Source organism: Christiangramia lutea (assembly GCF_022489035.1).
GTDB lineage: Bacteria > Bacteroidota > Bacteroidia > Flavobacteriales > Flavobacteriaceae > Christiangramia > Christiangramia lutea.
The window spans coordinates 20,089-43,917 of the sequence record NZ_JAKVTV010000003.1 but is presented as its reverse complement, the minus strand read 5'-3'; the positions used below and the strand labels follow the sequence as shown (position 1 = coordinate 43,917).

The 23,829-nt window shown below is 39.9% G+C and carries 19 protein-coding genes; 10 read left to right on the top strand and 9 right to left on the bottom strand.

Annotated features, from left to right (window positions below; translation table 11 throughout):
• Nucleotides 1-37 precede the first annotated feature (37 nt).
• The 3 genes from ML462_RS09490 (at nt 38) to ML462_RS09480 (ending at nt 5,218) form a co-directional block, all read left to right on the top strand.
• The gene (locus tag ML462_RS09490) at nt 38-2,554 is read left to right on the top strand and encodes a M14 family zinc carboxypeptidase (RefSeq protein ID WP_240713585.1); all 2,517 of its coding nucleotides are present in this window, start codon (nt 38-40) and stop codon (nt 2,552-2,554) included.
• A 155-nt stretch (nt 2,555-2,709) separates the two neighbouring features.
• Nucleotides 2,710-4,500, top strand: coding sequence for a TrkH family potassium uptake protein (locus tag ML462_RS09485; RefSeq protein WP_240713584.1), 1,791 nt, complete (start codon nt 2,710-2,712; stop codon nt 4,498-4,500).
• Nucleotides 4,501-4,510: 10 nt separating this feature from the next.
• The gene (locus ML462_RS09480; RefSeq protein ID WP_240713583.1) at nt 4,511-5,218 is read left to right on the top strand and encodes a potassium channel family protein; all 708 of its coding nucleotides are present in this window, start codon (nt 4,511-4,513) and stop codon (nt 5,216-5,218) included.
• On the opposite strand, the gene ML462_RS09475 is transcribed toward ML462_RS09480, so the two are convergent.
• Nucleotides 5,219-5,557 (bottom strand): tRNA-binding protein, encoded by a 339-nt coding sequence (locus tag ML462_RS09475; RefSeq protein WP_240713582.1) that lies wholly within the window; start codon nt 5,555-5,557, stop codon nt 5,219-5,221.
• 65 nt (nt 5,558-5,622) lie between these two features.
• Between ML462_RS09475 and ML462_RS09470 the strand changes: the two genes are divergently transcribed.
• On the top strand, nt 5,623-6,180 hold the full coding sequence (locus ML462_RS09470; protein WP_240713581.1) for a thioredoxin family protein: 558 nt from the start codon (nt 5,623-5,625) through the stop codon (nt 6,178-6,180).
• Nucleotides 6,181-6,279: 99 nt separating this feature from the next.
• Nucleotides 6,280-6,924: a peroxiredoxin gene (locus ML462_RS09465; RefSeq protein WP_240713580.1), complete on the top strand. Its 645-nt coding sequence runs from the start codon at nt 6,280-6,282 to the stop codon at nt 6,922-6,924.
• 21 nt (nt 6,925-6,945) lie between these two features.
• Here ML462_RS09465 and ML462_RS09460 read toward each other — a convergent pair whose 3' ends face one another.
• The 3 genes from ML462_RS09460 to ML462_RS09450 form a co-directional block, all read right to left on the bottom strand.
• Entirely contained in the window at nt 6,946-7,491 is a 546-nt protein-coding gene (locus ML462_RS09460) for a YfiT family bacillithiol transferase (RefSeq protein ID WP_240713579.1), read from the bottom strand.
• A 144-nt stretch (nt 7,492-7,635) separates the two neighbouring features.
• Entirely contained in the window at nt 7,636-8,568 is a 933-nt protein-coding gene (locus ML462_RS09455; protein WP_240713578.1) for a peptidylprolyl isomerase, read from the bottom strand.
• 195 nt (nt 8,569-8,763) lie between these two features.
• Nucleotides 8,764-10,395, bottom strand: a complete 1,632-nt coding sequence (locus ML462_RS09450; protein WP_240713577.1) for an amidohydrolase — start codon at nt 10,393-10,395, stop codon at nt 8,764-8,766.
• A 181-nt stretch (nt 10,396-10,576) separates the two neighbouring features.
• Between ML462_RS09450 and ML462_RS09445 the strand changes: the two genes are divergently transcribed.
• Nucleotides 10,577-11,935 carry an amidohydrolase family protein gene (locus tag ML462_RS09445; RefSeq protein WP_240713576.1) on the top strand — a complete coding sequence of 453 codons (1,359 nt, stop codon included), beginning with the start codon at nt 10,577-10,579 and terminating at the stop codon, nt 11,933-11,935.
• 75 nt (nt 11,936-12,010) lie between these two features.
• Here the strand turns inward: ML462_RS09445 and ML462_RS09440 are convergent, their stop codons facing one another.
• Both ML462_RS09440 and ML462_RS09435 read right to left on the bottom strand, forming a co-directional pair.
• Nucleotides 12,011-13,735, bottom strand: a complete 1,725-nt coding sequence (locus ML462_RS09440; RefSeq protein WP_240713575.1) for a TonB-dependent receptor — start codon at nt 13,733-13,735, stop codon at nt 12,011-12,013.
• Between the two features lie 26 nt (nt 13,736-13,761).
• Nucleotides 13,762-16,782: a tetratricopeptide repeat protein gene (locus tag ML462_RS09435; RefSeq protein ID WP_240713574.1), complete on the bottom strand. Its 3,021-nt coding sequence runs from the start codon at nt 16,780-16,782 to the stop codon at nt 13,762-13,764.
• A gap of 246 nt (nt 16,783-17,028) precedes the next feature.
• Between ML462_RS09435 and ML462_RS09430 the strand changes: the two genes are divergently transcribed.
• Entirely contained in the window at nt 17,029-17,712 is a 684-nt protein-coding gene (locus ML462_RS09430) for a cell division ATP-binding protein FtsE (RefSeq protein WP_240713573.1), read from the top strand.
• A 714-nt stretch (nt 17,713-18,426) separates the two neighbouring features.
• Complete coding sequence (ppgK, locus tag ML462_RS09425) at nt 18,427-19,173, top strand: polyphosphate--glucose phosphotransferase (protein WP_240713572.1); 747 nt, start codon at nt 18,427-18,429, stop codon at nt 19,171-19,173.
• Nucleotides 19,174-19,176: 3 nt separating this feature from the next.
• Here the strand turns inward: ppgK and ML462_RS09420 are convergent, their stop codons facing one another.
• Nucleotides 19,177-19,422, bottom strand: coding sequence for a YgjV family protein (locus ML462_RS09420; protein ID WP_240713571.1), 246 nt, complete (start codon nt 19,420-19,422; stop codon nt 19,177-19,179).
• A gap of 145 nt (nt 19,423-19,567) precedes the next feature.
• Nucleotides 19,568-21,370: a translational GTPase TypA gene (typA, locus tag ML462_RS09415; RefSeq protein WP_240713570.1), complete on the bottom strand. Its 1,803-nt coding sequence runs from the start codon at nt 21,368-21,370 to the stop codon at nt 19,568-19,570.
• A gap of 360 nt (nt 21,371-21,730) precedes the next feature.
• Here typA and ML462_RS09410 point away from each other — a divergent pair, with 360 nt between their 5' ends.
• Nucleotides 21,731-22,282: a hypothetical protein gene (locus ML462_RS09410; RefSeq protein ID WP_240713569.1), complete on the top strand. Its 552-nt coding sequence runs from the start codon at nt 21,731-21,733 to the stop codon at nt 22,280-22,282.
• Between the two features lie 48 nt (nt 22,283-22,330).
• Here the strand turns inward: ML462_RS09410 and ML462_RS09405 are convergent, their stop codons facing one another.
• Complete coding sequence (locus tag ML462_RS09405) at nt 22,331-22,816, bottom strand: DinB family protein (protein ID WP_240713568.1); 486 nt, start codon at nt 22,814-22,816, stop codon at nt 22,331-22,333.
• Between the two features lie 129 nt (nt 22,817-22,945).
• Between ML462_RS09405 and kdsA the strand changes: the two genes are divergently transcribed.
• Complete coding sequence (gene kdsA, locus ML462_RS09400) at nt 22,946-23,767, top strand: 3-deoxy-8-phosphooctulonate synthase (protein WP_240713567.1); 822 nt, start codon at nt 22,946-22,948, stop codon at nt 23,765-23,767.
• Nucleotides 23,768-23,829 lie beyond the last annotated feature (62 nt).

The following is a 23,829-nucleotide window of genomic DNA, read 5'->3' as shown; positions in this document are numbered from 1 at the left end:
GGTTTTTTTTATCTTAGATTTCTCAAAAAATAATGCCATGCGAAATATCCTCAGTTTCATTTTAATAATCTCATTTTTATTCAGCAATGCCCAGGAGAAATACGTCACTTTAGATTACTACCTCCCTTCAAACATTTCCTATAATTCTGAAATTCCTACTCCACAAGAGGTGATAGGATTTGTACCCGGTGAATGGCACGTAAGCCACGACCGTCTATTAATGTATATGCACAGGCTGGCCGATGCGTCACCAAGAATTCAGATTGAAAACAGGGGAACTACCTATGAAGGTCGCCCGCTGGTTTTACTTACGATCTCTTCGGAAGAGAATCTGGCTAAACTTGAGCAAATTAGAAAACAACATGTATCCCTTGTTGAAAAAGGATCTGGATCCTTGAATACTGAAGAAATGCCTATTGTAATCAACCAGGGATTCAGCATTCATGGCAATGAACCCAGCGGATCTAATGCCGCTCTTCTTTATGCATATTATCTGGCTGCAGCAGAAGGTGAAGAAATTCAAAATACTCTGGAAAATTCAATAATTTTACTGGACCCTTCATTCAATCCAGATGGCCTGCAAAGGTTCGCCTACTGGGCAAATACCAATAAAAGCAAAAATATTAATCCAGATCCTCAGGATAGAGAATACAGTGAGGTTTGGCCGGGCGGCAGGACCAACCACTACTGGTTTGACATGAACCGCGACTGGTTACCTGTTCAATTACCGGAATCACAGGCCAGGATTGCCACTTTTCATAAATGGTATCCCAATATACTTACAGATCACCATGAAATGGGTTCCAACTCCACATTCTTTTTCCAACCCGGAATTCCCTCCAGGACCCACCCACTTACTCCGCAAATGAACCAGGATCTAACCAAAGAGATAGGTACTTATCATGCCGAGGCCTTAGACAAAATTGGATCCCTCTATTATACCGAGGAAAATTATGACGATTTCTACTATGGTAAAGGATCTACTTTTCCAGATATCAATGGAAGCGTTGGTATTTTGTTCGAACAGGGAAGCTCAAGAGGACACGCGCAGGAGACTGAAAATGGCCTGCTTACCTTCCCATTCACCATTAGAAACCAGTTTACCGCGGCTCTATCTACCCTGGAAGCTTCCCAGGAAATGAGAATGGAATTACTCGATTATCAGCGAAATTTCTTTGAAGAAGCCCGGCAAACTGCCAAATCAGGAGCTTATGCTTTTGGTAGTTCCAAAGATCCCGTAAGTGCTTATAAACTTGCTGAAATATTAAAACGGCATAAAATTGAAATTTATGACTTAAACCAGGACTTCAACGAAGATGGAAAACAATTCAAAAGAGGAACCGCATATATAGTCCCTAAAGCGCAAAGACAGCATAAATTATTAAAGGCTATGTTCGAAAGGAGAACCGAGTTTAGAGATAGTCTTTTCTATGATATCTCGGCCTGGACCTTCCCTTTAGCATTCAACCTTGATTTCGCTGAGGAAGTATCGATGAAAAATGCAGGCCAACCTATCGTGGAACTTAGTAAGCCATCTCCTGCTTTACCCGCTGAAAGTAATTATGCATATTTACTGAACTGGAACAACTACATGGCTCCCAAGGCCCTCAACAAAATTCTTGAAAACGACCTAAGAGCAAAGGTGGCAATGGAAGATTTCTGGCTGGAAGGAACAAATTATGGACATGGTACCATCATGGTCCCGGTTCAGAATCAAAAACTGGATCAGCAGGAACTTTTTGAATTTCTCAGTGAGATCTCTAAAGAAAGCGGTGTTGAAATAACTTCAATTAATACAGGAATGACCCGGGGAATCAACCTTGGTAGCAATCAATTTAGAGCTTTAAAACCTCAAAAAGTGGCAATCATCGTTGGTGTTAGCATCACACCCTATGATGCCGGTGAGATCTGGCACTTATTCGACCAGAGGTATGATATGAAGATCACCAAACTGGATGTAAAAGATCTTGATGAAACCAATCTCAAAGAGTATACAGATATCATTTTGCCATCTTCATGGGGAGAGGGAATCGCTAAAAAGCATGCTTCGAAACTGAAAGACTGGACCAAAGCTGGCGGAACGATAATTGCCTACCGCAATGCCGTAAAATGGATGAAGTCAAATAATTTTATCGAGTACAAATCAAAGGAAAATGAGCTAATCGCAAATAATATCAGTTTTGAAGACCGGGGTGATTTTACCGGTGCCCAGGGAATTGGAGGAGCAATATTCGAAGTGAAATTAGACCGCTCCCACCCTATCGCCTTTGGTTATAAAGATGATAAGATCGCAATGTTCAGAAATACAACAATTTTTATGGAGGCCGATGAGCAAAGCTATAAAAACCCGATTCGCTATACTGAAAAACCCCTTTTAAGCGGATATATTAGCAAGCCTAATCTTGATTCTATTGCGAGTACGGTACCCTTCAAACATAAAAGTCTAGGCAGCGGAGAAGTAATGCTTTTTACCGATAATACTAATTTTAGAGCATTTTGGTATGGCACCAACAAACTCCTCATGAATGCTATTTTCTTTGGTGAAGAGATGTAGCGAAAGAACATAGTTTAGGGAATTTTTAGGATTCTTGTTAGTTTTCTTAAATAACTTTGCTCTGGACTAAAAGCTTCAAAAGAGTCCGGTGGTCTATCTCTCCGGACTTTTTAGGTTTTAAAAGCCATATTCCCTATGCTAAAATCTCATTTTTCGTGAAATTCTCCGGATTCAAAAGCTGGCTTCGTAATGAAAGATTCTTGAGATACCTCAACAGGTTCTCATTCATTCTAAGCTTTATCACAGTTCTTGTGGCGATTTACGATCTGGGGTTCAGGCAGGGTGAATATGAAGAGCAGCAACTGAATTCGTACTATTTCACCATACTGATAATCGGGATCTCTGCGATTCTTTTACGCTATCTTCTTTTCAAAATTAAATTTCGTTTAAAGGTAAGGATCTTCGATTCGCTCCTGGGCATCATTTTCCTTTTGCTTCTTCTGGTAAAAACCGATGGCATACTGGAAAACTTCCCGGCACTGGAGTTTCTAAATAAAATGGCCTATATGTATGCGGCGGCCCTGGTATATTTTATAAGGGAATTTGCTACCGTAGATTTTAGGTTTCAGAAGCAATACCTCAATCCGGCTCAGCTATTTATTACCAGCTTCCTGGGAATTATCTTTCTTGGCTGTGGCCTTTTGATGCTTCCCAAGGCTACACACGAAGGAATTAGTATGCTGGACGCGCTTTTCACTTCCACGAGTGCAGTTTGCGTAACGGGCCTTATCGTGGTTGATACCGGCTCATATTTCACTGTTTTCGGCCAGAGCATTATCCTTTTCCTTATGCAGGTTGGCGGACTCGGAATCATGACCTTTGCCAGTTATTTCAGCTATTTTTTCAGAGGTGAAACTTCTTATCAAAGTCAGTTGATGCTTAAGGATGCAACGAATTCAGAAAAGATCGGTGAAGTATTTGGTGTGCTTAAAAAGATCTTATTTATTACTTTCCTTATTGAATTGATTGGAGCCATTTGGATATACTTGAGTCTTAATAATTCTGAGATCTCGGGTATGGGTGATCGTGTACTTTTCTCAGTTTTTCATGCCGTTAGCGGCTTTTGCAATGCAGGTTTTTCTACCCTGGAAAACAGTTTATATGATCCGGGTTTCAGGTTTAATTATCCTCTTCACCTGGGTATTGCATTTCTATTCATCCTTGGAGGTATTGGATTTCCCATTGTTTTGAACCTTTATAAATATGTGAAATTCAGCTTACATAACCTCATTCTAAATTTCAGGGAAAGGAAGCCATTGCCCAATTCGCCATGGGTGATCAACCTAAATACGCGAATCGTTATCGTAAGTACAGTTGTACTCCTATCTATTGGGAGTGTTGGATTCTACTTTTTTGAATATAACAATACCCTGGCAGAGCATAACTGGTTCGGGAAGATCGTCACGGCATTTTTTGGAGCTGCAACTCCCAGAACTGCCGGTTTTAATACCATTGATATCGGTGCCCTCAACTTTACTACTTTAATGATGCTTTTCATGCTAATGTGGGTTGGTGCATCGCCTGCTTCTACCGGAGGCGGTATTAAAACCAGTACCATAGCAGTAGCTACCCTAAATTTTTTCAGCCTGGCTCGTGGAAAGGACAGGATCGAAGTCTATAAACGAGAAGTTTCCCAGGCTTCCATTAGAAGGGCATTTGCGATCATCTCTCTTTCCTTGATGGTTATTGGATTTTCTATTTTTCTTATCACATCTTTCGACCAGGAGAAGACCTTACTGAGTATTGCATTTGAAGCCTTTTCAGCCTATAGCACCGTTGGATTATCTACTGGAATAACTGCCGATCTATCATCCTATTCAAAAATGGTGATCATTTTTACAATGTTCATAGGAAGAGTGAGTATGCTTACCATTATGATCGCATTACTTCGAAATGTCAAGCATATGAATTACAAATACCCAACAGACGAAATATTAATCAACTAATCATAGAATTATGAAATATATAGTAATAGGACTCGGCGTTTTCGGTTCCTCAATTTCCGAGAAACTGGCAGAAATGGGAAATGAAGTGATTGGAGTTGATATTAGCATGAGTAAAGTAGACGCTATCAAGGAAAAGATCACCCACGCTATCAGCCTGGATGCAACAGATCCTGAAGCTGTAAAGAATCTTCCGTTGAAAGATTGTGATGTTGTGATCGTGGGGATTGGAGAAGATAAAGGAGCAAATATCATGGTAGCGGCCTTAATGAAACAGATGAAAGTAAAAAGGCTTATAAGCCGTGCGGTAGATCCCCTTCAGCGCACAGTACTTGAAACTATGGGTATAGATGAAATAATTCATCCTGAAAGTGAAACCGCCGATCGCTGGGCGCAGAGGTTAAATATGGAAGGTATTGTAGACAGTTTTGAACTAGACAGTAATTACAGTATTGTTGAAACAAGAATTCCCGAGGCTTACCATGAAAAAACGATCAAAGAATTAGGTATAAAAGAAGAGTTCGACATTCTCATCCTCACTACCATGAAGGTTTCTAACACCAGGAGTGAAATGGGTATCGACAAGGAGAAAATGAAAGTAAAGGGAATTGCCAAGGCAGATACTGTTCTCCACAAAGATGAGATCATGGTTCTATACGGTCATAACAAAGATATTAGAAGATTGCTGGAGGAACATAAAAAGTTCAAAGAACAGGTATAATCAGGCTATCCGGCTACCATTAGGCATTTTTTGATCTGGAGAAAGCAATACTACATCCTTTTGATCTCCCAGTACTCCAAGAACCAGGCACTCACTTTTAAATCCGGCAATTCTTTTTACTGGAAAATTGACCACTGCTATGATCTGCCTCCCGGGTAATTCTTCTCTGGTATACCTGCGTGTAATCTGGGCAGAGGATCTTCTCTCTCCTATTTCCTCTCCAAAATCTATCTGAAGTTTATAAGCGGGATCGCGAGCGTCAGGAAAATCTTCTGCAGAAATGATGGTTCCAACTCTCATTTCAACTTTTTCAAAATCGTCCCAGGTAATTTCTTTCATTTTTAGAATTTAAAGGTTTCAAATTAGACAATATTCCGCATTAATAATTAATTTTAAAGAAAAAGATGTCACTTACCCCATCAAACATTATAGAGCTGGGAATGAAAGCTCCCGGATTCAAATTAATGGATACTATTACCGACCATCTGATAACCCTTGAAGAGGTACAAGGCGAAAAAGGTACCGTTATCATGTTCATTTGTAACCATTGTCCATTTGTAAAACATGTAAATGAAGAGATCGTTCACATTGCCAACGAATACAGGCAGTTGGGTTTTGGTTTTGCCGGAATAATGAGCAACGATGTGAATAAATATCCCCAGGACAATCCTGAAATGATGAAAGAACATGCGGCAAAACATCAGTATTCCTTCCCTTATCTATTTGATGGCAGCCAGGAGATCGCAAAGGCCTATGATGCTGCCTGCACCCCAGATTTTTATCTTTTCGATTCTGAACTTAAACTTATTTATCATGGTCAGCTGGATGATAGCCGCCCTGGAAATGGAATTCATCCCAATGGACGCGACCTGAGAGAAGCTATGGATTCCGTCCTGAATAACAGGCCGGTTTCTAAAATTCAGAAACCAAGCATAGGTTGTAACATAAAATGGAAAGAATAATTTAACTCAAACTTCAGGTTTAAAAATTGATATTTCCATAATTTTACAAATCCTATCGATTTAATAGGTTATTAATATTAACTAATAAAATAATTGATTATGAGTGATTTAAAATTAGGTGACAAAGCTCCTAACTTTGATGCCGAGACTTCAGAAGGAAAGATCAATTTTTACGATTATCTTGGAGACAGCTGGGGAATCCTGTTTTCCCATCCTGCAGATTATACACCGGTATGTACCACAGAACTGGGTACCGTGGCCAACTATAAAAAGGAGTTTGAAAAACGCAATGTAAAAGTGATGGCATTGAGTGTTGACGGACTGGAATCTCACAAAGGCTGGATAAAAGATATTAACGAAACCCAGAATACCACTGTAAATTTTCCAATTATAGCTGATGAAGACCGTAAGGTTTCTGATCTCTACGGAATGATCCACCCAAAAGCCGATGATACTTTAACGGTACGTTCGGTATTTGTGATCGCACCGGACAAGAGCATTAAAATGACCCTAACCTACCCGGCGAGCACCGGTAGAAATTTCGATGAGCTATTGAGGGTGATAGATTCTCTTCAGCTTACTGCCTATAATAAAGTGGCAACACCTGCCAATTGGAAACATGGAGAAGATGTGGTAATTAGTCCATCGGTGACCAATGAGGAAGCAGACAAGATGTTCCCAAAAGGTTATAAGGAAATAAAACCATACCTAAGAATGACCCCTGAACCGGAATTAAATAATTAATCTTGAAACAAAGGCTGGTTCTTAAAACCAGCCTTTTCTTTTCAGTAAATTTTGTAAATGAGCATAATGATGCCTTCCGTGCCAGGAATAATGTCCCAAACTTTCCTTTAAGGTATATCTGTAGCCAGACTCCGGATGCACAAAGGTTCTTTCAAAATCTGAATTACTCATATTTTCCAGAAGAATCACCCATTTTCCATGTAAAGCTGTAATGAAATCAATTGAAATTTCCACTGGAGCCAGTTTTGAATCATATAATTCGGCAAAGGATTTTTCATCATAAGCTTTTATGGTTGGTTCATCCTCTGTCAAAGCCCATTTAAAACGTAATAGTGCACTCATATGACTATCGGCGATATGATGTATTAGTTGTTTCAGGGTCCAACCATCCGGGCGGTAGGGAGTATCTAACTGTTCTTTGGAAAGTTTACTTACTGCTTCTCTCAATTTTGAAGGTAATTCGCTGATATCACTTATCCATTTTTGAATATGCTTGGCAGTAATCTTTTCCGGAATTTCTTCCTTTCCTATCGGATATTTTAAAGTATTAATTTCTTCGGTTGTCATATCTAAAAATAAAAAAACGCGCTGAGATTTCAGCGCGTTTTTAAATATATATGATTATGATCTATAGTCATGCTGAACTTGTTTCAGCATCTCGCTTCGTTAAGACCCTGAACCAAGTTCAGGTTGACGCCAGGTTTAAACTAATTACTTTACATCCATCAATTCCACATCAAAAATAAGGACAGCATTTGGAGGTATAACTCCGCCTGCACCTCTTTCTCCATAGGCAAGATGAGAAGGAATCACCATTCTGGCCTTATCTCCTACCTGTAAAAGCTGAATACCTTCATCCCATCCCGGGATCACATGTCCAACCCCTACCGGGAATTCTAAAGGTTTATTCCTTTTATATGAAGAATCGAAAACAGTTCCATCGGCCAGTTGTCCTTTATAATGAACTGAAACGGTTTTGCCTTTTTCAGCCTGTTTCCCTTCACCTTTCTGGATCATTTTATATCGAAGGCCGCTATTGGTCTTTTCGAAACCGGCAGCAAGTTTTTCAACTTCAGCTTCTGCTTTCTTTTTCTCCTCTTCTTCTCTTTTAGCCTTTTCAGCAGTGAAAGCAGTAAAAGCCTGAACGGCATCAAAATTTTCAGCTTCACTACCTTCACGAATGATCTCCAGTTTTTCGATCTTATCTCCCTGCTGGATTTTGTCTACGATAGTCTGGCCTTCCACTACGTTACCAAATACGGTATGTTTCCCGTCTAACCACGGAGTTTCAACATGGGTTATAAAAAACTGGCTTCCGTTCGTTCCTGGACCGGCATTCGCCATAGACAGTTTTCCAGGAGCGTCATGCCTTAGTTCTGGATGAATTTCGTCATCAAATTTATAACCCGGGCCACCTGCTCCGGTTCCCTGAGGATCACCACCCTGTATCATAAAGTCTGGAATTACACGGTGAAATTTAAGTCCGTCGTAATAAGGCTCTCCTTTATCTTTAGGGTCATTCTCTATTTTACCTTCTGCAAGTCCTACAAAGTTGCCAACAGTACCCGGTGTTTTTTCATATTCCAGTTCTACCAGGATCTCTCCTTTGGAAGTATGGAATTTTGCATATAGTCCTTCGTTCATTTTTTTAATTTTTTAAAGGTCCGAATAATATTTAATAGGCTAAAAATGCGTCATTCTGAACTTGTTTCAGAATCTCAGAATATTGAATATCTTTTCAAAGTTGAGACCCTGAAATGAATTCAGGGTGACGGAATAACCATTTTAAGTTCAAACGGATTTCCAATTGATTTTTGATAAAGCGCAAAGATAAAAGGTTTAATTGTTATAAACCTGTTCTCCATTTACAAAAGTTGAGATCACTTTTGAATCTGGAACGCTATCGATTTCAACTTCCATAATATCCCTGTCCAGGATCACAAAATCGGCAAATTTCCCAGGTTCGATACTTCCTTTCTCGTCTTCCTCAAAATTCGAATATGCCGCCCAAATGGTCATCCCTTTAAGCGTTTCTTCTCTGCTAAGGGCCTGATCTCGCATAAATCCAGCTGCCGGGTAATTATCTGTATCCTGCCGGTCTACCGCAGCATAAAAAGTTAAGAATGGGTTTACCTGTTCCACAGGAAAATCGGTTCCCAGGGCAACTATTCCAGCCTGATCGAGCAACTTCTTATAGGCATAAGCCCCTTGTATCCTTTCTGCTCCCAGTCTGTCTTCTGCCCAGTACATATCGCTGGTCGCGTGGGTTGGCTGAACTGAAGGAATGATATTCTTGCTGAAGTAGTTAAAATCTGCAGAATCTATTACCTGTGAATGTTCTATTCTCCACCTTCTGTTTTCGGTACCTTTCAGTAGGCTATCATAAGTTTTTAATACCATGTAATTAGCCGAATCTCCGATGGCATGAGTATTCATCTGATATTCAGACCTAGCAATTCTAGCCGCTGTTTCTTTAAATTCTGAAACTGGAGAGAGTAAAGCTCCAAAATGATTGGATCTGTCTGAATATTCTTCTTTTAAAGCTGCACCTCGAGATCCTAAGGCTCCATCACCATAGAATTTAACCGAACTTACATTAAGCCTGTCTGTTTTATAAGGCGACTTATCCAGGTAGTAATCCAGGTTTTCTTTTGTATTACTGATCATTGCATAGATCCTGATTTTCAGTTTCTCAGAATTATTGAGGCTATCAATTAATTCAATCACTTTTCGGTCTATTCCCGCATCATCTACGGTAGTAAGTCCATAACTAAAGCAGATCTCCTGTGCGTCCAGCAAAGCTTTAGACTGAGTTCTTAGATCTACATCATCAGTTATCTTTTCAATTAATAGCATTGGATTATCTACAAGAATCCCGGTGAGCTTTCCGTCTTTTTGCTCAATATCGCCTCCTTCAAATTCAGTCTCAGTAGTAATATTAGCAGCATCCAGGGCTGCCTGATTCACCAGCATAGCATGTCCATCGATCCTGGTAACGGCTACAGGAGTATCAGGAAAAAGCCTGTCTAGCGTATCTTTTACCGGAAATTCTTTTATTTCCCAGTCATTCTGGTCCCAGCCCCGGCCGGTAATAAAACCTACCGTATTCTTTTGCTGAAATTCAACAATCCTGGTCACTACCTCATCAAAGCTTTTAGTGCCGGTAAGATCCACTCGCTGCTGCTGCATTCCCAATCCGTAAAAATGCGCATGCGCATCAATAAATCCAGGATAAACAGGCTTGCCTGTCGCATCTATACTTTCAACAAATTCATATTTCTCTTTCAGGTTTTCGGAAGTTCCAACCTCCAGGAATTTACCGTCTTTCACAACAAAAGCTTCAGCTTTCCCGAACTGATCATCAACCGTATAAACATTGGCGTTAAATACTAAAAGGTCTGCTTTTTCTTTCTCACTTCCGCAAGAGCAAATCAAAAAACTAAGAATTATCAGGGTAATTATTCTTTTCATAAATCAAATTTTAGAGCCTCAAATTCCGACTTTTCTACGAATTAGAAAAATTAGCCAACAACTGCTTTCAAATTGGCCCTTAATTCTTGAGAAAAGATTCATCAAATATCCACATGAAAGCAGCAAGGGAAATATTCCCTGATTTTATTTGTACTTTTCCAATACCAACAATAGATTTTATATGAAAAGACTTTTTTTCCTTCTTCTCGCCGCCATGATTTCCTGTAATTCAGAACCAGAAGATGTAGATCTTCTTATTACCAATGCCACGGTTCTGGATATAGAGCGAAATAAAAAGTGGACAAACAGGCTTGTCGCCATTCGTAATGACACTATTGTTGCGGTGAAGACCATGCGTAACAGCAATGACTTTTCAGCTACTGAGACCTATGACGCCCAGGGCAGTTTCGTGATGCCCGGACTTTGGGATAACCATGTACATTTTAGAGGCGGAGATAGCCTGGCTTCAGAAAATAAGGATCTATTACCTCTGTTCTTGAAATATGGGGTTACCACCGTTCGTGATGCAGGAGGCGATATCAGCGAATCGGTGTTTATGTGGAAAGAACAGATCGAAAAGGGTAAGCTTGACGGGCCGCGTATATTTTCTTCAGGACCTAAACTGGATGGAAAAGATCCTGCCTGGCCCGGGTCGATTTCGGTAAATTCTGAATCTGATGTTCAAATGGCTCTCGACTCTCTGGAAAAAATGAATGCAGATTTTGTAAAAATATATGATGGAAGCATTACCAAGGAGATTTATTACGAGATCATCAAGGAGGCTGAAAAAAGAAAACTGAAAGTAACCGGGCATATGCCCATGGCGGCAGATGTAACTGAAGCTGTAAAATTTGGATTAGATGGAACGGAACACTTGTATTATGTCATGAAAGCTGCTTCTGGTAAAAAGGATAGTATTGAACAAGTAAATTCTGGCTATTCTATGATCATTCCACTGGCTCAGACTTATAATGATTCTGTTGCAAAAATCGTTTTTGATGAGCTTGCTGAAGAAGAATTTTATGTGACGCCTACACTTTTTATTGGTTCGGTTTTAAAAGAGCTGGCAGATGCCGACCATAGTCAGGATGAATTGCTAGAATTTATTGGTCCGGGGATTCAGGAGACTTACCAGGGCAGGATAATGTCGGCAAAGCGCGCAAAGGAATCAGGTTCCAGCATGCGGGATCATACCGAGGATATTTTCCAGAAAATGATCAGGCCTATGTACAATTCGGGAGTTAGGATTCTGGCAGGTTCAGATTGCGGCCCCTATAATTCCTTTGTCTACCCGGGAGAATCCTTACATCAGGAACTTAAAGCCCTGGTTGATGCCGGGCTAAACACTCAGGAAGCATTGCTCACTTCAATAAGGAACGGCCCAAGATTCTTTGACCTTCAAAGTTCCTATGTTCGGGTGGAAAAAGGCAGAATTGGAGATCTTATTATACTTTCTGAAAATCCTATGGAAAACATTGAAAATCTGAGCTCCATAAATACTGTGGTAACTAAGGGCGAAGTTCTGAATGTTTCAGAATAAATTAAGATAAAACCTTGATCTCAATAAAAAAGCCTTCTTTTCAGAAGGCTTTTAAACTAAATTATTTATAAAATTTTAATCCCAGTCGAATTTATAAGTGGCTCCGGCAAGCACCTGGATTCCCTGAACGTCATAGTCCAGCCACCTTTGGTAATTATTATCTAAAAGATTACTTCCTTTCACAAAAGCCGATAATCTATCATTGAACCTGTAACCCAGGTGTGCATTTGCATCAAAAAAGCTATCCAGGGTCACAATTGGATCGTCAAAAACAAGACTTACCGAGCTGTTTTCGTCTTTACGCTCTCCTACGAAGAACAGGTTAGCCCCGGTATACCATTTTTCAGTGATCTGGTAATCGGCATTCAGGCTGGCTTTCATATTCGGAAGGTTCCAGGCTTCAGCTTCCGCATCGGTGTTATAATCGAAAAATTCACCGTTTACGCCTAACCTGAAATTCCTGTTCACATCCACATTTAATTCTGCGTAGAATGAAAGAGTTTTCACATCATCATAGACTACCCCGAAACTGTTCCCATAAGTATAAGGCTCACCTTCTAAAGTAGCTGCCTCGGCATTCCTTTTGAATAATGCCTTATTAAATTGCGACTGATAGCTGGCTCTGGCATTGTAAGAAACGGCGTTACTTAACTTTCCCTTACCTCCAAGGTATCCTTTATATTCATTATCTGTAGGTTGTATCATTAATGTAGGTGATACATACGGATTTTCCTGGAAGAAATTATAGTAGGTATTTTGCTGTAGGTCTCCATCTACCCCCGCATAAGCGGTAAACAAATCTCCGGCTAACCTGTAACTGGCAGATACCTGCGGATAGATATAAAAATTACCATCGCTACCTTCCACGTCCATTCCGTAAACAAAATTCACTCCAAGATTGATACTAAGGTCATCTCTTAGAATAAGCAGGCTAGGTGCCATATTGAAGTTCATAAACGTATAATCGTAACCGAATTCTGAATCATACATCCTGTCGAAAACACCATTTACGATATCTGCACCTACTTTTGTTGAAATAAGCTCTTCAGCTATTTCAATTTCAAATAGTCCCTCGGCATTAAAATGATTTTCTGCCGTGGAGTATGCATCTCCAGAATGACGAAAACGTGCCTTGGCACTATTGAAAAAAGATTCGTATAACTCGATCTCACTTCCCAGGTACACCGAATAATAGTTTTGAGCGGGATCCAACTGAGCCAATTCAACATTATCAGCTATCACCGTTTCAGGTAAACCATACCAGTTGAATAACTCGTGCTCTGCTCCTACTTCAGCTTCCCAGGAAAGATCCCGGTTTCTTGTACTATAGTTCAGGTTAAGTTCTGTATCATAGAACTTGTCGTCCAGGCGAACATCTTCGATACCACCCTGAGAAGAATTATGTGTTAGAAAAATACCGAAATTACTGCTTCGGTCTATTTCCAGGTTGGAATAGAATTCAGCAAGAACATTTGAATAATTTCCAAATCCAAGAGTCGCATAATTATCATAAACTTTTGGAGGCCTTACTCTCTCTACCGTGGTCGCTCTACCCTTAGCCGGGGTGAAAGTTGAAGCTACCGGTACTGAAAATATTGAATATTGCACCGGCTTCTTCTGGAGGTTTACCGAATCATTCCTGGATGGCATTTCCCTTATCTTATTCGCATCTCTTACCGATGGCGTATAAGGCTTTACCACCGTTACTTTTTCGCTACCAATAGGATCCTGGGCATAAAGGATCCCACTAAATATGAACAGACTAAAGAAAAGATTTTTCTTGATCGCTTTAAATTGCATATAGCAGTGAATCTATTAGATTAAGTTTAGTTATTTGTTTCAACGGAAGAATTGGTCTTGGCTTCCTGGGCTTTGATTCTGGCCAGTTCGGCCTGGGCTTCTTTTACCACTTCCGGATATTTCTGGAAGTTCTTGGTCACGTTCTCGAGGATATAGGTTGCCTGGTAGGCATCATCAAGAGCATAGAAATTCTTGGCCATTAGAACAAGGCCTTTAGCTCCCCATAATTTATATCCCGAAAAGTCTTTAGCTAGTATTTGAACCGCAGCATTGGAAGCTTCATAATTTCCATCCTTATTTTTGAAATAAGCATCATAATAAAGAGCTTCGGCTGCTAATTCACCGGTGGCTGTCTTCTGAACTTCCTTATAGGCTGAACGCGCCTTAGTGTCGTTTCCAGACTGTATCGCCGCTCGCGCTACCATGATGCGGGCATCATTTCTGGCTTCGGCTTCAGCGCTGCTATTGTTTAATACTTTATCAGCATACTGGTTGGCTTTATTGAAATTGCCCGTTTCGTAGTAAGACTTCATCAGGTTTTGCTGGGCGAATACAACGTTTTGCTCATTATCTGCCTGCTGCTCCAATTTCTCTAGTAATGGAAGTGCTTCCGCATAATTCTTTTTCTCCAGGTAGATCTGGGATAACCTGGCCAGAGCCTGCTCGCTAAATTCATTCTTTGGTTTCGAGGTCACATATTTATAGTTTGGAATGGACTTATCAACCTCTCCATTTCTATAATAAAGTTGTGCCAAATAGAAATTGGCGTTTATAGAGTGAATTCCGTTCGGGAAATTCTGAACATATTTCTCTAAATTGGCGATCGCCTTTTCAGTATTATTGTTCAGGTATTGATTTTCTGCAGCTTCATAGGTCGCGTTATCAAGATCTGAATCACTTACCTCCACAAAGTCGATATTCCTTACCCAGTTTGCATATTCGTCTGTTCTGCCAAGATCAACGTAAACATTCCTTGCAGTTGAAACTGCCTGCTTGGCTTCCGGAGTATTAGGATATTCCGCAACCACTTTTCTTAATCTTTCCAGAGCTTTGTTACCTTCATTATTATTGTAATAAATAAGACCCTGTCTCAACATTGCTTTTGGAACCAGAGCACTTTGGGGAACGTCCCTGATAAGCCTGTTATAAGACTGAATCCCCTGGGTTACATTATTTGTAGCCACATAGGTATTTCCCAGTTCATACATCGCATCGTCGCGATATGGAGAACGCGGGTATCTATTGGTAAAACTGTTCAGCTCTTCGATCTTGGTATCGTTACGATCTACAAATCCGTAGCTTATGGCTTTTTGAAAAGCAGCATAATCGGCATTACTTACACCATTATCAATAGCTTTCTGATAAGCTTCCATCGCCGGCCAGTATTGACTGGTTACGTAGTAGGTATCTCCCAATCTTAATAAAGCATCATTCTTCTTAGCTCCTTCAGCATTTGAGCTTGCTGTATAATTTTTAAAATAATTTACCGCCTGGGAATAATCGTTCTTTTTGAAATAGGCATAACCAATATTATAATCCAGGTCGGCATACTCATCTGTGCCTTTAGCCGCACTCATTCCTTTAAATTCCCGGTATCCAAGGATAGCATCTTCCATACGGTTAATACTGTATTCACTTTCAGCCTTCCAGAAAGTAGCTTTCGCGGTGATATTCTGGTCGCGAGGTTCTTTTAAAGCTTTATCGAAATTATTGATCGCGGCCTGGTAATCTCCCTCTTCGAAAAGTTCAAGACCATAGAAATAAGCCACTTTTTGATAAGCCTGCTTATCACTGAAATTTCTGTTATTTTCCAGCAATCTCATCGCTTCCTCGTAATTTTTGGAAGTAATGAAAGAATCGATTAAAAGGCTTTCCAGTTCAGATCTGTTTGCCGTATCAGGATATTTGTTGAGGTAATTGATAAGAACCTGCGAAGGTGATTCATATGAATTTCCTATTTCGTAACTCAGTTTTGCATAATTCAGCATCGCATCCTGCTGGATCTTTGCATCAAATTCCATTTCACTGGCATTCTTGAAGGCATTTAATGCCTGCTGCTTTTGATCTGATTCCAGGTATGATTGGGCCAGGTGATAATAAGCATTCTGAGCGATAGCATTTTTACCATCAATGATCTTGTTGAACTCATTGATCGCCGCTTCATAGTTCCCCTGCTTGTAATAGGCATATCCCAGCTGGTAATAGTCGGTGTTATTCCATTTCCCGCGCATTCCGTTGTAACCTTTCAGGTATGGAATGGCCTCTTCATATTGTTCAAGATTGAAATAGCTTTCCCCAATGATCTTGTTAAGTTGAGGAATTTCCAGACGATTTGCTTTTGGAAGCTGCTCCAGCCCCTGCTCTATGGCTTTTTCAAAATTTCCAAGTTTGAAATTCATATCGGCCTGGAAGTAAGAAAGGTCTTCAGTATATCTGTCGTTCCCTTTTACCTTCTCGAAATATTCATTGGCCTCTTCATAATCATCACCTTCATAGGCGATATATCCAAGGTAATATTTTGCCTGGGCTCCGTATTCTTTTGAATCCCGAACCCTGTTCAGGTAAGTTTGAGCCTCTTCGAATTGATTCGCCCTGAAATAGGCATAGCCGTTATTGAAGTAAAAACGCTCCCGATCTTTCCTGCTCATCGCATTTTCATCCACACGATCATACCATCTTCTGGATAAAGCATATTTACCGGTCTGAAAATAATAATCAGCCACATCGAGATAAGCCGAATTTGTTTTCGTGCTGGTAGGATACCTGGTCACGAAATTCTCCATCAACCTGTCTGCTCCAGGTTGATTCATTCTTACTGCAGCATTGGCAATATAGTAGGCGGCATCTCCCTTGATCTTCTCGTCATCGGTCTCTTCCAGTACCTCATCAAAAAGATTTTGTGCGGCCAGATATTGTTCATTATTATATAATTCCAGAGCACGGTTAAAGTCAACCAACTCATGGGTATAAGCAGCAGATTGCTGACAAACAGCAGAAAATGAGAAAGGTATAAAAGCGGCAAGCAGGTAAGCTCTTTTAAGTGTCATTTATGGTGTTTTAGATTGGAATTCAAAGATAATTTAAAGCTTGGTTCTATAACGCCGATAAAGTTCTATAATTATGTTAATGCAAAAAAAAGTATGCAGGGACATGCTGAAAAATGTATATTTGAAGGCCATTATGGATTTTTAAAAATCAATTTTTTGATCGGTTAGTTTCTGTCTTATCTAAAACGTGCCGGGCAAATATGAACTTTGAATTAATTCAGGATAAAACCTCAAATCGCTAATTTCATGTCTCAACCTGTTCTGGAACTTAAAAATGCAGCTATCTATCAACGCGAAAGCCTTATTTTATCTGAAGTAGATGTTACGGTGAACAAAGGTGATTTTGTATACCTGATTGGTAAAACTGGAACGGGAAAAAGTAGTTTTATGAAAACCCTTTATGGTGACCTTCCTCTTACCGAAGGTGAAGGACATATTGTAGATTTTAATCTACGTACTCTAAAGGAAAAAGACATTCCCTATTTAAGAAGAAAACTGGGTGTGGTTTTCCAGGATTTTAAATTACTTACCGACAGGAATATAAAAGACAATCTTCTCTTTGTTCTGAAAGCAACCGGCTGGAAAGACAAAAAAGGGATGGATAGTAAGATCGACGAGGTTCTTGATAAAGTTGGAATGAAAACCAAGGGGTTCAAATATCCTTACCAGCTATCTGGTGGTGAGCAACAAAGAGTTGCCATTGCCAGAGCTTTGCTTAATGATCCTGAACTTATACTCGCCGATGAGCCAACCGGAAACCTGGATCCACAAACTTCGGTAGAAGTTATGGAAGTCCTACAGGAGATCAGCAAGAATGGAAATACCATTTTAATGGCCACCCATGATTATGCCTTACTACTGAAGTATCCATCCAAAACTTTAAAATGTGACGGGCAACGGGTTTTTGAAGTAGTACAGAAATCTGTTTAAAATTACCGGCACTATCCTGAGACTGCTTCGCTAGGCTCGCAGTGACATGAACTTAACGTCATTGCGAGGAGGCTACGACGAAGCAAGCTCATTCAGCTTACTCCGCACTAAATCAATTAATAAGACTGCCGCGCTACGCTCACAATAATATCAAAAAAGAACGTCACCCTGAACTCGTTTCAGGGTCTCTAAAATATCCTACTTTTTAAAAGATGCTGAAATAATATCAGCCTGACGAAGATGAAAATAAACTGCTTCGCTTTGTTCACAATAACCTCAAAAAGAACCTCACCCTGAACTTGTTTCAGGGTCTCTGAAATATCCTACTTTTCAAAAGATGCTGAAATAAATTCAGCATGACGCAGATGTAAAAACTGCTTCGCTTTGCTCACAATAACATTAAAAAGAACGTCTCCCTGAACTAGTTTCAGGGTCTCTAAAATATCCTGATTTTTAAAAGATGCTGAAATAAATTCAGCATGACGAAGATGAAAAAACTACTTCGCTTTGTTCACAATAACATCAAAAAGAACGTCACCCTGAACTTGTTTCAGGGTCTCTAAAATATCCTACTTTTTAAAAGATGCTGAAATAAATTCAGCATGACATTTTACCTAATAAAGGAAACGAATATCGCTTTGCTCAATAATCCTTTCTAAAATCTTTTCTGAAAAATTTCATTTTTGATAACTTGTATTAACTTCAATTCAATTGATGGAAATACTAGGAATAGATATAGGAGGTTCAGGTATAAAAGGTGCAATCGTAAACCTTCATACCGGAGAGTTATGCACGCCAAAATTCAGGATCCCAACTCCTAAATCCCGAAAACCCGAACCTATGGCGAGAGCCGTAGAGGCGATAATTCAACATTTTGAATACGAGGGAATCGTAGGATGCGGATTTCCCACGATCATAAAAAAGGGAGTCTGCAAAGATGAAGGTAATCTTCACAAAGATTGGGTTGGAGTAAATGTTGAACAACTTTTCGAAAAAACTACAGGCTTTAATTTCACAGTGATTAACGATGCTGATGCCGCAGGATTGGCAGAATTAAACTTTGGTGCCGGTCAGGATGAAGAAGGTTTCATTCTTATGATCACCGTGGGCACCGGGCTTGGCAGTGGCGCTTACTTTGATGGCGAGCTAATTCCTAATTTCGAACTGGGCCAGTTATCCTACAATGAATATGAAAAAATCGAAGACTGGGCAGCCTCTTCAATAAAAAAGAAGGAAGATCTTAGTTATAAAAAATGGGCGAAAAGATTCAATGTTTTCATCAACCATATTTTTAAAGTCCTGAATCCTGACCTTATTCTGGTTGGGGGTGGAATTTCCAAGCACTGGAAGAAATATGACGAATATCTTAAGGTAAATACCAGGCTCGCTCCGGCAAAACTACGCAATACCGCCGGAATCCTTGGAGCTGCTATAGCGGCTAAGAACCTTTACGGCGATTAGAATTTAGGCTTCTGCAGTATTTTTCTTATTGATGAAGAGGTAAAAAAAGTTTACACTAACGATCACAAAATTAGTAATGATCACTGGCCATGAATCCAGCAAGAAGCCATAAACAATAAAGAACAAACATCCTACACTGTTCACATAACGCAAGGTGATAATATTCCTCATAAAAAAAGAAATTCCTACAAAGAAGGAAGCCAGGTAGCCAATCCACTCGGTGACGGAAACTCCTAAAAATTCGGTCATAATCTTCATTTTAATAAAAAAGCCCGCCTTACGGCAGGCTTTGATAACATTATTGTCATATCGACCAAAGGGAGAAATCTCAACTCAATACCATCTTCCAAGAGATCTCTCAGTCGTTTCCCTTCTTCAAAATGACCTTTATAATTTAAATAGCTTTGGCTCTTTTCCTTTCGTTTTCAGTAAGAAGAACTTTTCTAAGTCTCAGGTGGTTTGGAGTAACCTCAACATATTCATCCTTCTGAATATATTCCAATGCTTCTTCTAATGAGAATTTAATAGCTGGAACGATCTTCGCTTTATCATCGGCTCCTGAAGAACGTACGTTAGAAAGTTTCTTGGTCTTGGTAATGTTCACCACCATATCATCCTGGCGTGAGTTCTCACCAATAACCTGACCTTCATAAATATCCTCACCCGGATCTACGAAAAACTTACCTCTATCCTGTAGCTTATCAATTGAATAAGGAATCGCTTTTCCTTTTTCCATAGAAACCAAAGAACCGTTCTGTCTTTCCGGAATTCCACCTTTTAAAGGCTGATATTCCTTATATCTGTGAGCCATGATCGCTTCACCGGCAGTTGCAGTAAGCAACTGGTTTCTTAAACCAATGATCCCTCTGGATGGAATAAGGAACTGAATATTCATTCGGTCACCTTTTGCTTCCATGCTTAGCATCTCCCCTTTTCTCATGGTCACCATTTCCACGGCTTTACCGGAAACATCCTCTGGAAGGTCAATGGTAAGCTCTTCAACCGGCTCGCATTTTACACCATCAATTTCCTTGATAATTACCTGTGGCTGACCGATCTGAAGTTCATAACCTTCACGCCTCATCGTTTCGATGAGAACAGATAGGTGAAGAACCCCTCTACCAAAGACCATAAATTTATCGGCACTATCAGTTTCCTCTACACGAAGTGCAAGGTTCTTTTCAAGTTCTTTATAAAGTCTTTCCTTGATATGTCTTGAAGTCACGAACTTTCCGTCCTTTCCGAAGAATGGCGAATCGTTAATCGTGAACAGCATGCTCATGGTAGGCTCATCGATACGGATGGTCTTCAAACCTTCAGGATTTTCGAAATCGGCTACAGTATCACCAATTTCAAATCCTTCTAATCCAACGATGGCACAAATATCACCTGCCTGTACTTCTTCGATCTTTCTACGGCCTAAACCTTCGAAAGTATGTAATTCTTTTATTCTTGTTTTCTTGATGCTACCATCACGTTTAACTAAAGAAACCTGCTGGTTCTCTTTTAAAGTTCCTCTTTGTAACCTTCCAATTGCGATACGACCGGTAAATGAAGAGAAATCAAGAGAAGTAATAAGCATTTGAGGAGTTCCTTCCAGGTCTACTTTTGGCTCCGGGATATGCTCTATTACCATATCAAGCAAAGGCTCGATATTTTCAGTTTGTTGCTTCCAGTCTTCACTCATCCAGTTATTCTTCGCTGAACCGTAAACGGTTGGAAAATCTAACTGCCACTCTTCCGCTCCAAGTTCAAACATCAAATCGAAAACTTTTTCGTGAACCTCTTCCGGGGTACAGTTTTCTTTATCAACTTTGTTTACCACCACACAAGGCTTCAACCCGAGATCGATGGCCTTCTGAAGAACAAAACGTGTTTGCGGCATAGGCCCTTCAAAAGCATCTACCAAAAGTAACACACCATCTGCCATGTTAAGAACTCGTTCTACCTCACCACCAAAATCGGCGTGACCAGGAGTATCGATAATATTAATCTTGGTATCCTTATAGGTTACCGAAACGTTCTTGGAAGTAATGGTAATTCCGCGTTCTCTTTCCAGATCGTTATTATCCAGGATAAGTTCGCCTGTAGATTCGTTATCACGGAACAATTCACAGTGATGCATAATTTTATCAACCAGGGTAGTCTTCCCGTGGTCAACGTGTGCGATAATCGCGATATTTCTAATAGCTGTCATGTAGCCCTATTTTTAAGGCTGCAAATGTACAGCTATTTTTCACTAAACCATCGCTGTTTTAGAAGATTTTAAATAATTGAATATCAATCATTTTAATCTAATTTTTCTGTATTCAAATAATAGTTTCAATCCCAAAAACATTTAAAACAGTTCAAAAAGTAAAATTCTACTAAAAAAGTTAAGACCGGAATACGAAAATTTCAGGCATCGGACTTGTAGTAGATTGAAATGTAGCTCAGTTAAAAACTACCTGAGATTTAGTCACTGTTAAATGTAAAATCAATTCGTGTTAAATGCCTTTAAAGTTTTTGACCAGCCATTTTCATCATTCTAGTTTTGGGCCAAACAAAATACATTTTTATGAAAATTATCAAAGGATTATTCCTGTCTATTCTAGTGATGGGATTTGTAAGTTGTGATGACGATGATGACAACGAGAATATGGAAGAAATGATGTCTTATACGGCTCAATTAGGAAGCCTGAACGATTCAGGTGTTTCAGGTACGGCAACGGTAAGTTTACAGGGCGATGAAATAACTGTGAATATAATGGCTCAAGGAATGACGCCGGAAATGACTCACCCTCAACATATCCACGGATTAAGTGATGCTAATGCAAATGCAACCTGCCCACCTGCAACCGCTGATGAGGATGAAGACGGAATTATCACAATTCCTGAAGGAGCTCCATTTTACGGAGAGGTTCTTCTTCCGCTAGAAGATTTTCCAATGGCCGATGCTGAAGGAAATATTTCTTATGAGCAAACTTTTATGCTTGGCGAGAATGGTATGCCTACTGCTGAAGAACTTGCCGATCTTGAAAACAGAGTTATTGTACTTCACGGTATTGATAACGAGGGAGAATATGTGGCTACTATTCCGGCAGCATGTGGGGAACTAATGATGAATTAAAAAGTTCTGTTATAGAAGTAGAAAACCGCCTCTTCGGCGGTTTTTTTTCTAATCTTCATCGGCACTGGGTCCATAAGTGGCCGGGACCGAGATATCGAGCAACCTGAAATATACGCCAAGCTGCGCCCGGTGATGCGGGAACTGGTTCAGTACCATCGCCTGTAAAACGTTGAACTTGGGCATTTCGAAGAGCGTCTCCCCTTCCCTGGTCATCCTCCAGGTCCTGTGAAATTCTTCATCTCTCTTTCGTAAGGAGGTTTCTGCCCCTGCTGTATTTTTCTTTAATTCTTTAATAATATCTTCAACAGTATCGAAGTCTGGCGAGTTATAACCCTTTAGATCCAGAGATTCAGCCTCCATAGTACCGGTGATCCATGCAGGTATCTCTGCCAGGTGATTGGCAATCTGTTTTATAGTCATCGACTTTTCGTGAGGCTTCCAGTCCATATGCTCTTCTGGGATTCTTTTGAGGAATTTTTCAGTTAAAGCAACTTCCTGCTGCAGTTGCGGAATTAAAAATTCATGAATTTTCATAGTTGGCTAATTAACATTTCACAAGTGTCTAATTTACAGTTTTTTACATTTTTAATTGTAATAATACTCTATTCTTCTTAATTGCAACCGGCGATTAATTCAATTATCTTTGCTTCAAATTCTGAAAAAATGAAGCTGAATAAAATTCCAAATATAAAACACGCCGATTCTGACAATTTCTTTCTACTCTCCGGTCCATGTGCCATCGAGGGTGAGGAAATGGCGCTTAGGATTGCTGAAAAAGTTGTTTCTATCACCGATAAATTAAAGATCCCGTATGTCTTTAAAGGTTCCTTTAAAAAGGCCAACCGAAGCAGGATAGATAGTTTTACCGGCATTGGTGATGAAAAGGCACTTAAAATTTTGCGCAAGGTTTCCGAAACCTTTAATGTTCCTACAGTTACTGATATCCATGAAATTAGTGATGCTAAAAAGGCCGCTGAGTATGTTGACGTTCTACAGATTCCCGCATTCCTGGTAAGGCAAACAGATCTTGTGGTCGCTGCTGCTGAAACAGGAAAAGTTGTAAACCTTAAAAAAGGTCAGTTCATGAGTCCAGACGCGATGAAACACGCTGTTACCAAGGTGACCGACTGTAATAATGAACAGGTGATGGTTACAGACAGAGGAACCATGTTCGGCTATCAGGATCTAATTGTAGATTTCAGGGGTATTCCTACCATGCGTGAATTTGCACCTACAGTACTTGATGTAACTCACTCACTTCAACAACCTAACCAAAGCAGTGGAGTTACGGGCGGAAGACCAGATATGATAGAAACTATTGCCCGCGCCGGGGTAGTAAATAATGTAGATGGGCTTTTCATTGAAACACATTTCGATCCGGCCAATGCAAAGAGTGATGGAGCCAATATGCTGGATCTGGCTCATCTCGAAAAATTGCTAAGCAACCTCACAGAAATCAAAAAAACTGTTAATTCGCTTAAATAAATTTTATCTGAAATCGTTATTTCAAAGGCTTCCGGTTCAGGAGGCCTTTTTTGTTCTGTAGC

Coding starts and splice junctions, on each gene's coding strand:
- ML462_RS09490 (WP_240713585.1), top strand. CDS start 38: ATGCGAAATATCCTCAGTTTCATTTTAATAATCTCATTTTTATTCAGC.
- ML462_RS09480 (WP_240713583.1), top strand. CDS start 4,511: ATGAAATATATAGTAATAGGACTCGGCGTTTTCGGTTCCTCAATTTCC.
- ML462_RS09475 (WP_240713582.1), bottom strand. CDS start 5,557: ATGAAAGAAATTACCTGGGACGATTTTGAAAAAGTTGAAATGAGAGTT.
- ML462_RS09470 (WP_240713581.1), top strand. CDS start 5,623: ATGTCACTTACCCCATCAAACATTATAGAGCTGGGAATGAAAGCTCCC.
- ML462_RS09465 (WP_240713580.1), top strand. CDS start 6,280: ATGAGTGATTTAAAATTAGGTGACAAAGCTCCTAACTTTGATGCCGAG.
- ML462_RS09460 (WP_240713579.1), bottom strand. CDS start 7,491: ATGACAACCGAAGAAATTAATACTTTAAAATATCCGATAGGAAAGGAA.
- ML462_RS09455 (WP_240713578.1), bottom strand. CDS start 8,568: ATGAACGAAGGACTATATGCAAAATTCCATACTTCCAAAGGAGAGATC.
- ML462_RS09450 (WP_240713577.1), bottom strand. CDS start 10,395: ATGAAAAGAATAATTACCCTGATAATTCTTAGTTTTTTGATTTGCTCT.
- ML462_RS09445 (WP_240713576.1), top strand. CDS start 10,577: ATGAAAAGACTTTTTTTCCTTCTTCTCGCCGCCATGATTTCCTGTAAT.
- ML462_RS09440 (WP_240713575.1), bottom strand. CDS start 13,735: ATGCAATTTAAAGCGATCAAGAAAAATCTTTTCTTTAGTCTGTTCATA.
- ML462_RS09435 (WP_240713574.1), bottom strand. CDS start 16,782: ATGACACTTAAAAGAGCTTACCTGCTTGCCGCTTTTATACCTTTCTCA.
- ML462_RS09430 (WP_240713573.1), top strand. CDS start 17,029: ATGTCTCAACCTGTTCTGGAACTTAAAAATGCAGCTATCTATCAACGC.
- ppgK (WP_240713572.1), top strand. CDS start 18,427: ATGGAAATACTAGGAATAGATATAGGAGGTTCAGGTATAAAAGGTGCA.
- ML462_RS09420 (WP_240713571.1), bottom strand. CDS start 19,422: ATGACCGAATTTTTAGGAGTTTCCGTCACCGAGTGGATTGGCTACCTG.
- typA (WP_240713570.1), bottom strand. CDS start 21,370: ATGACAGCTATTAGAAATATCGCGATTATCGCACACGTTGACCACGGG.
- ML462_RS09410 (WP_240713569.1), top strand. CDS start 21,731: ATGAAAATTATCAAAGGATTATTCCTGTCTATTCTAGTGATGGGATTT.
- ML462_RS09405 (WP_240713568.1), bottom strand. CDS start 22,816: ATGAAAATTCATGAATTTTTAATTCCGCAACTGCAGCAGGAAGTTGCT.
- kdsA (WP_240713567.1), top strand. CDS start 22,946: ATGAAGCTGAATAAAATTCCAAATATAAAACACGCCGATTCTGACAAT.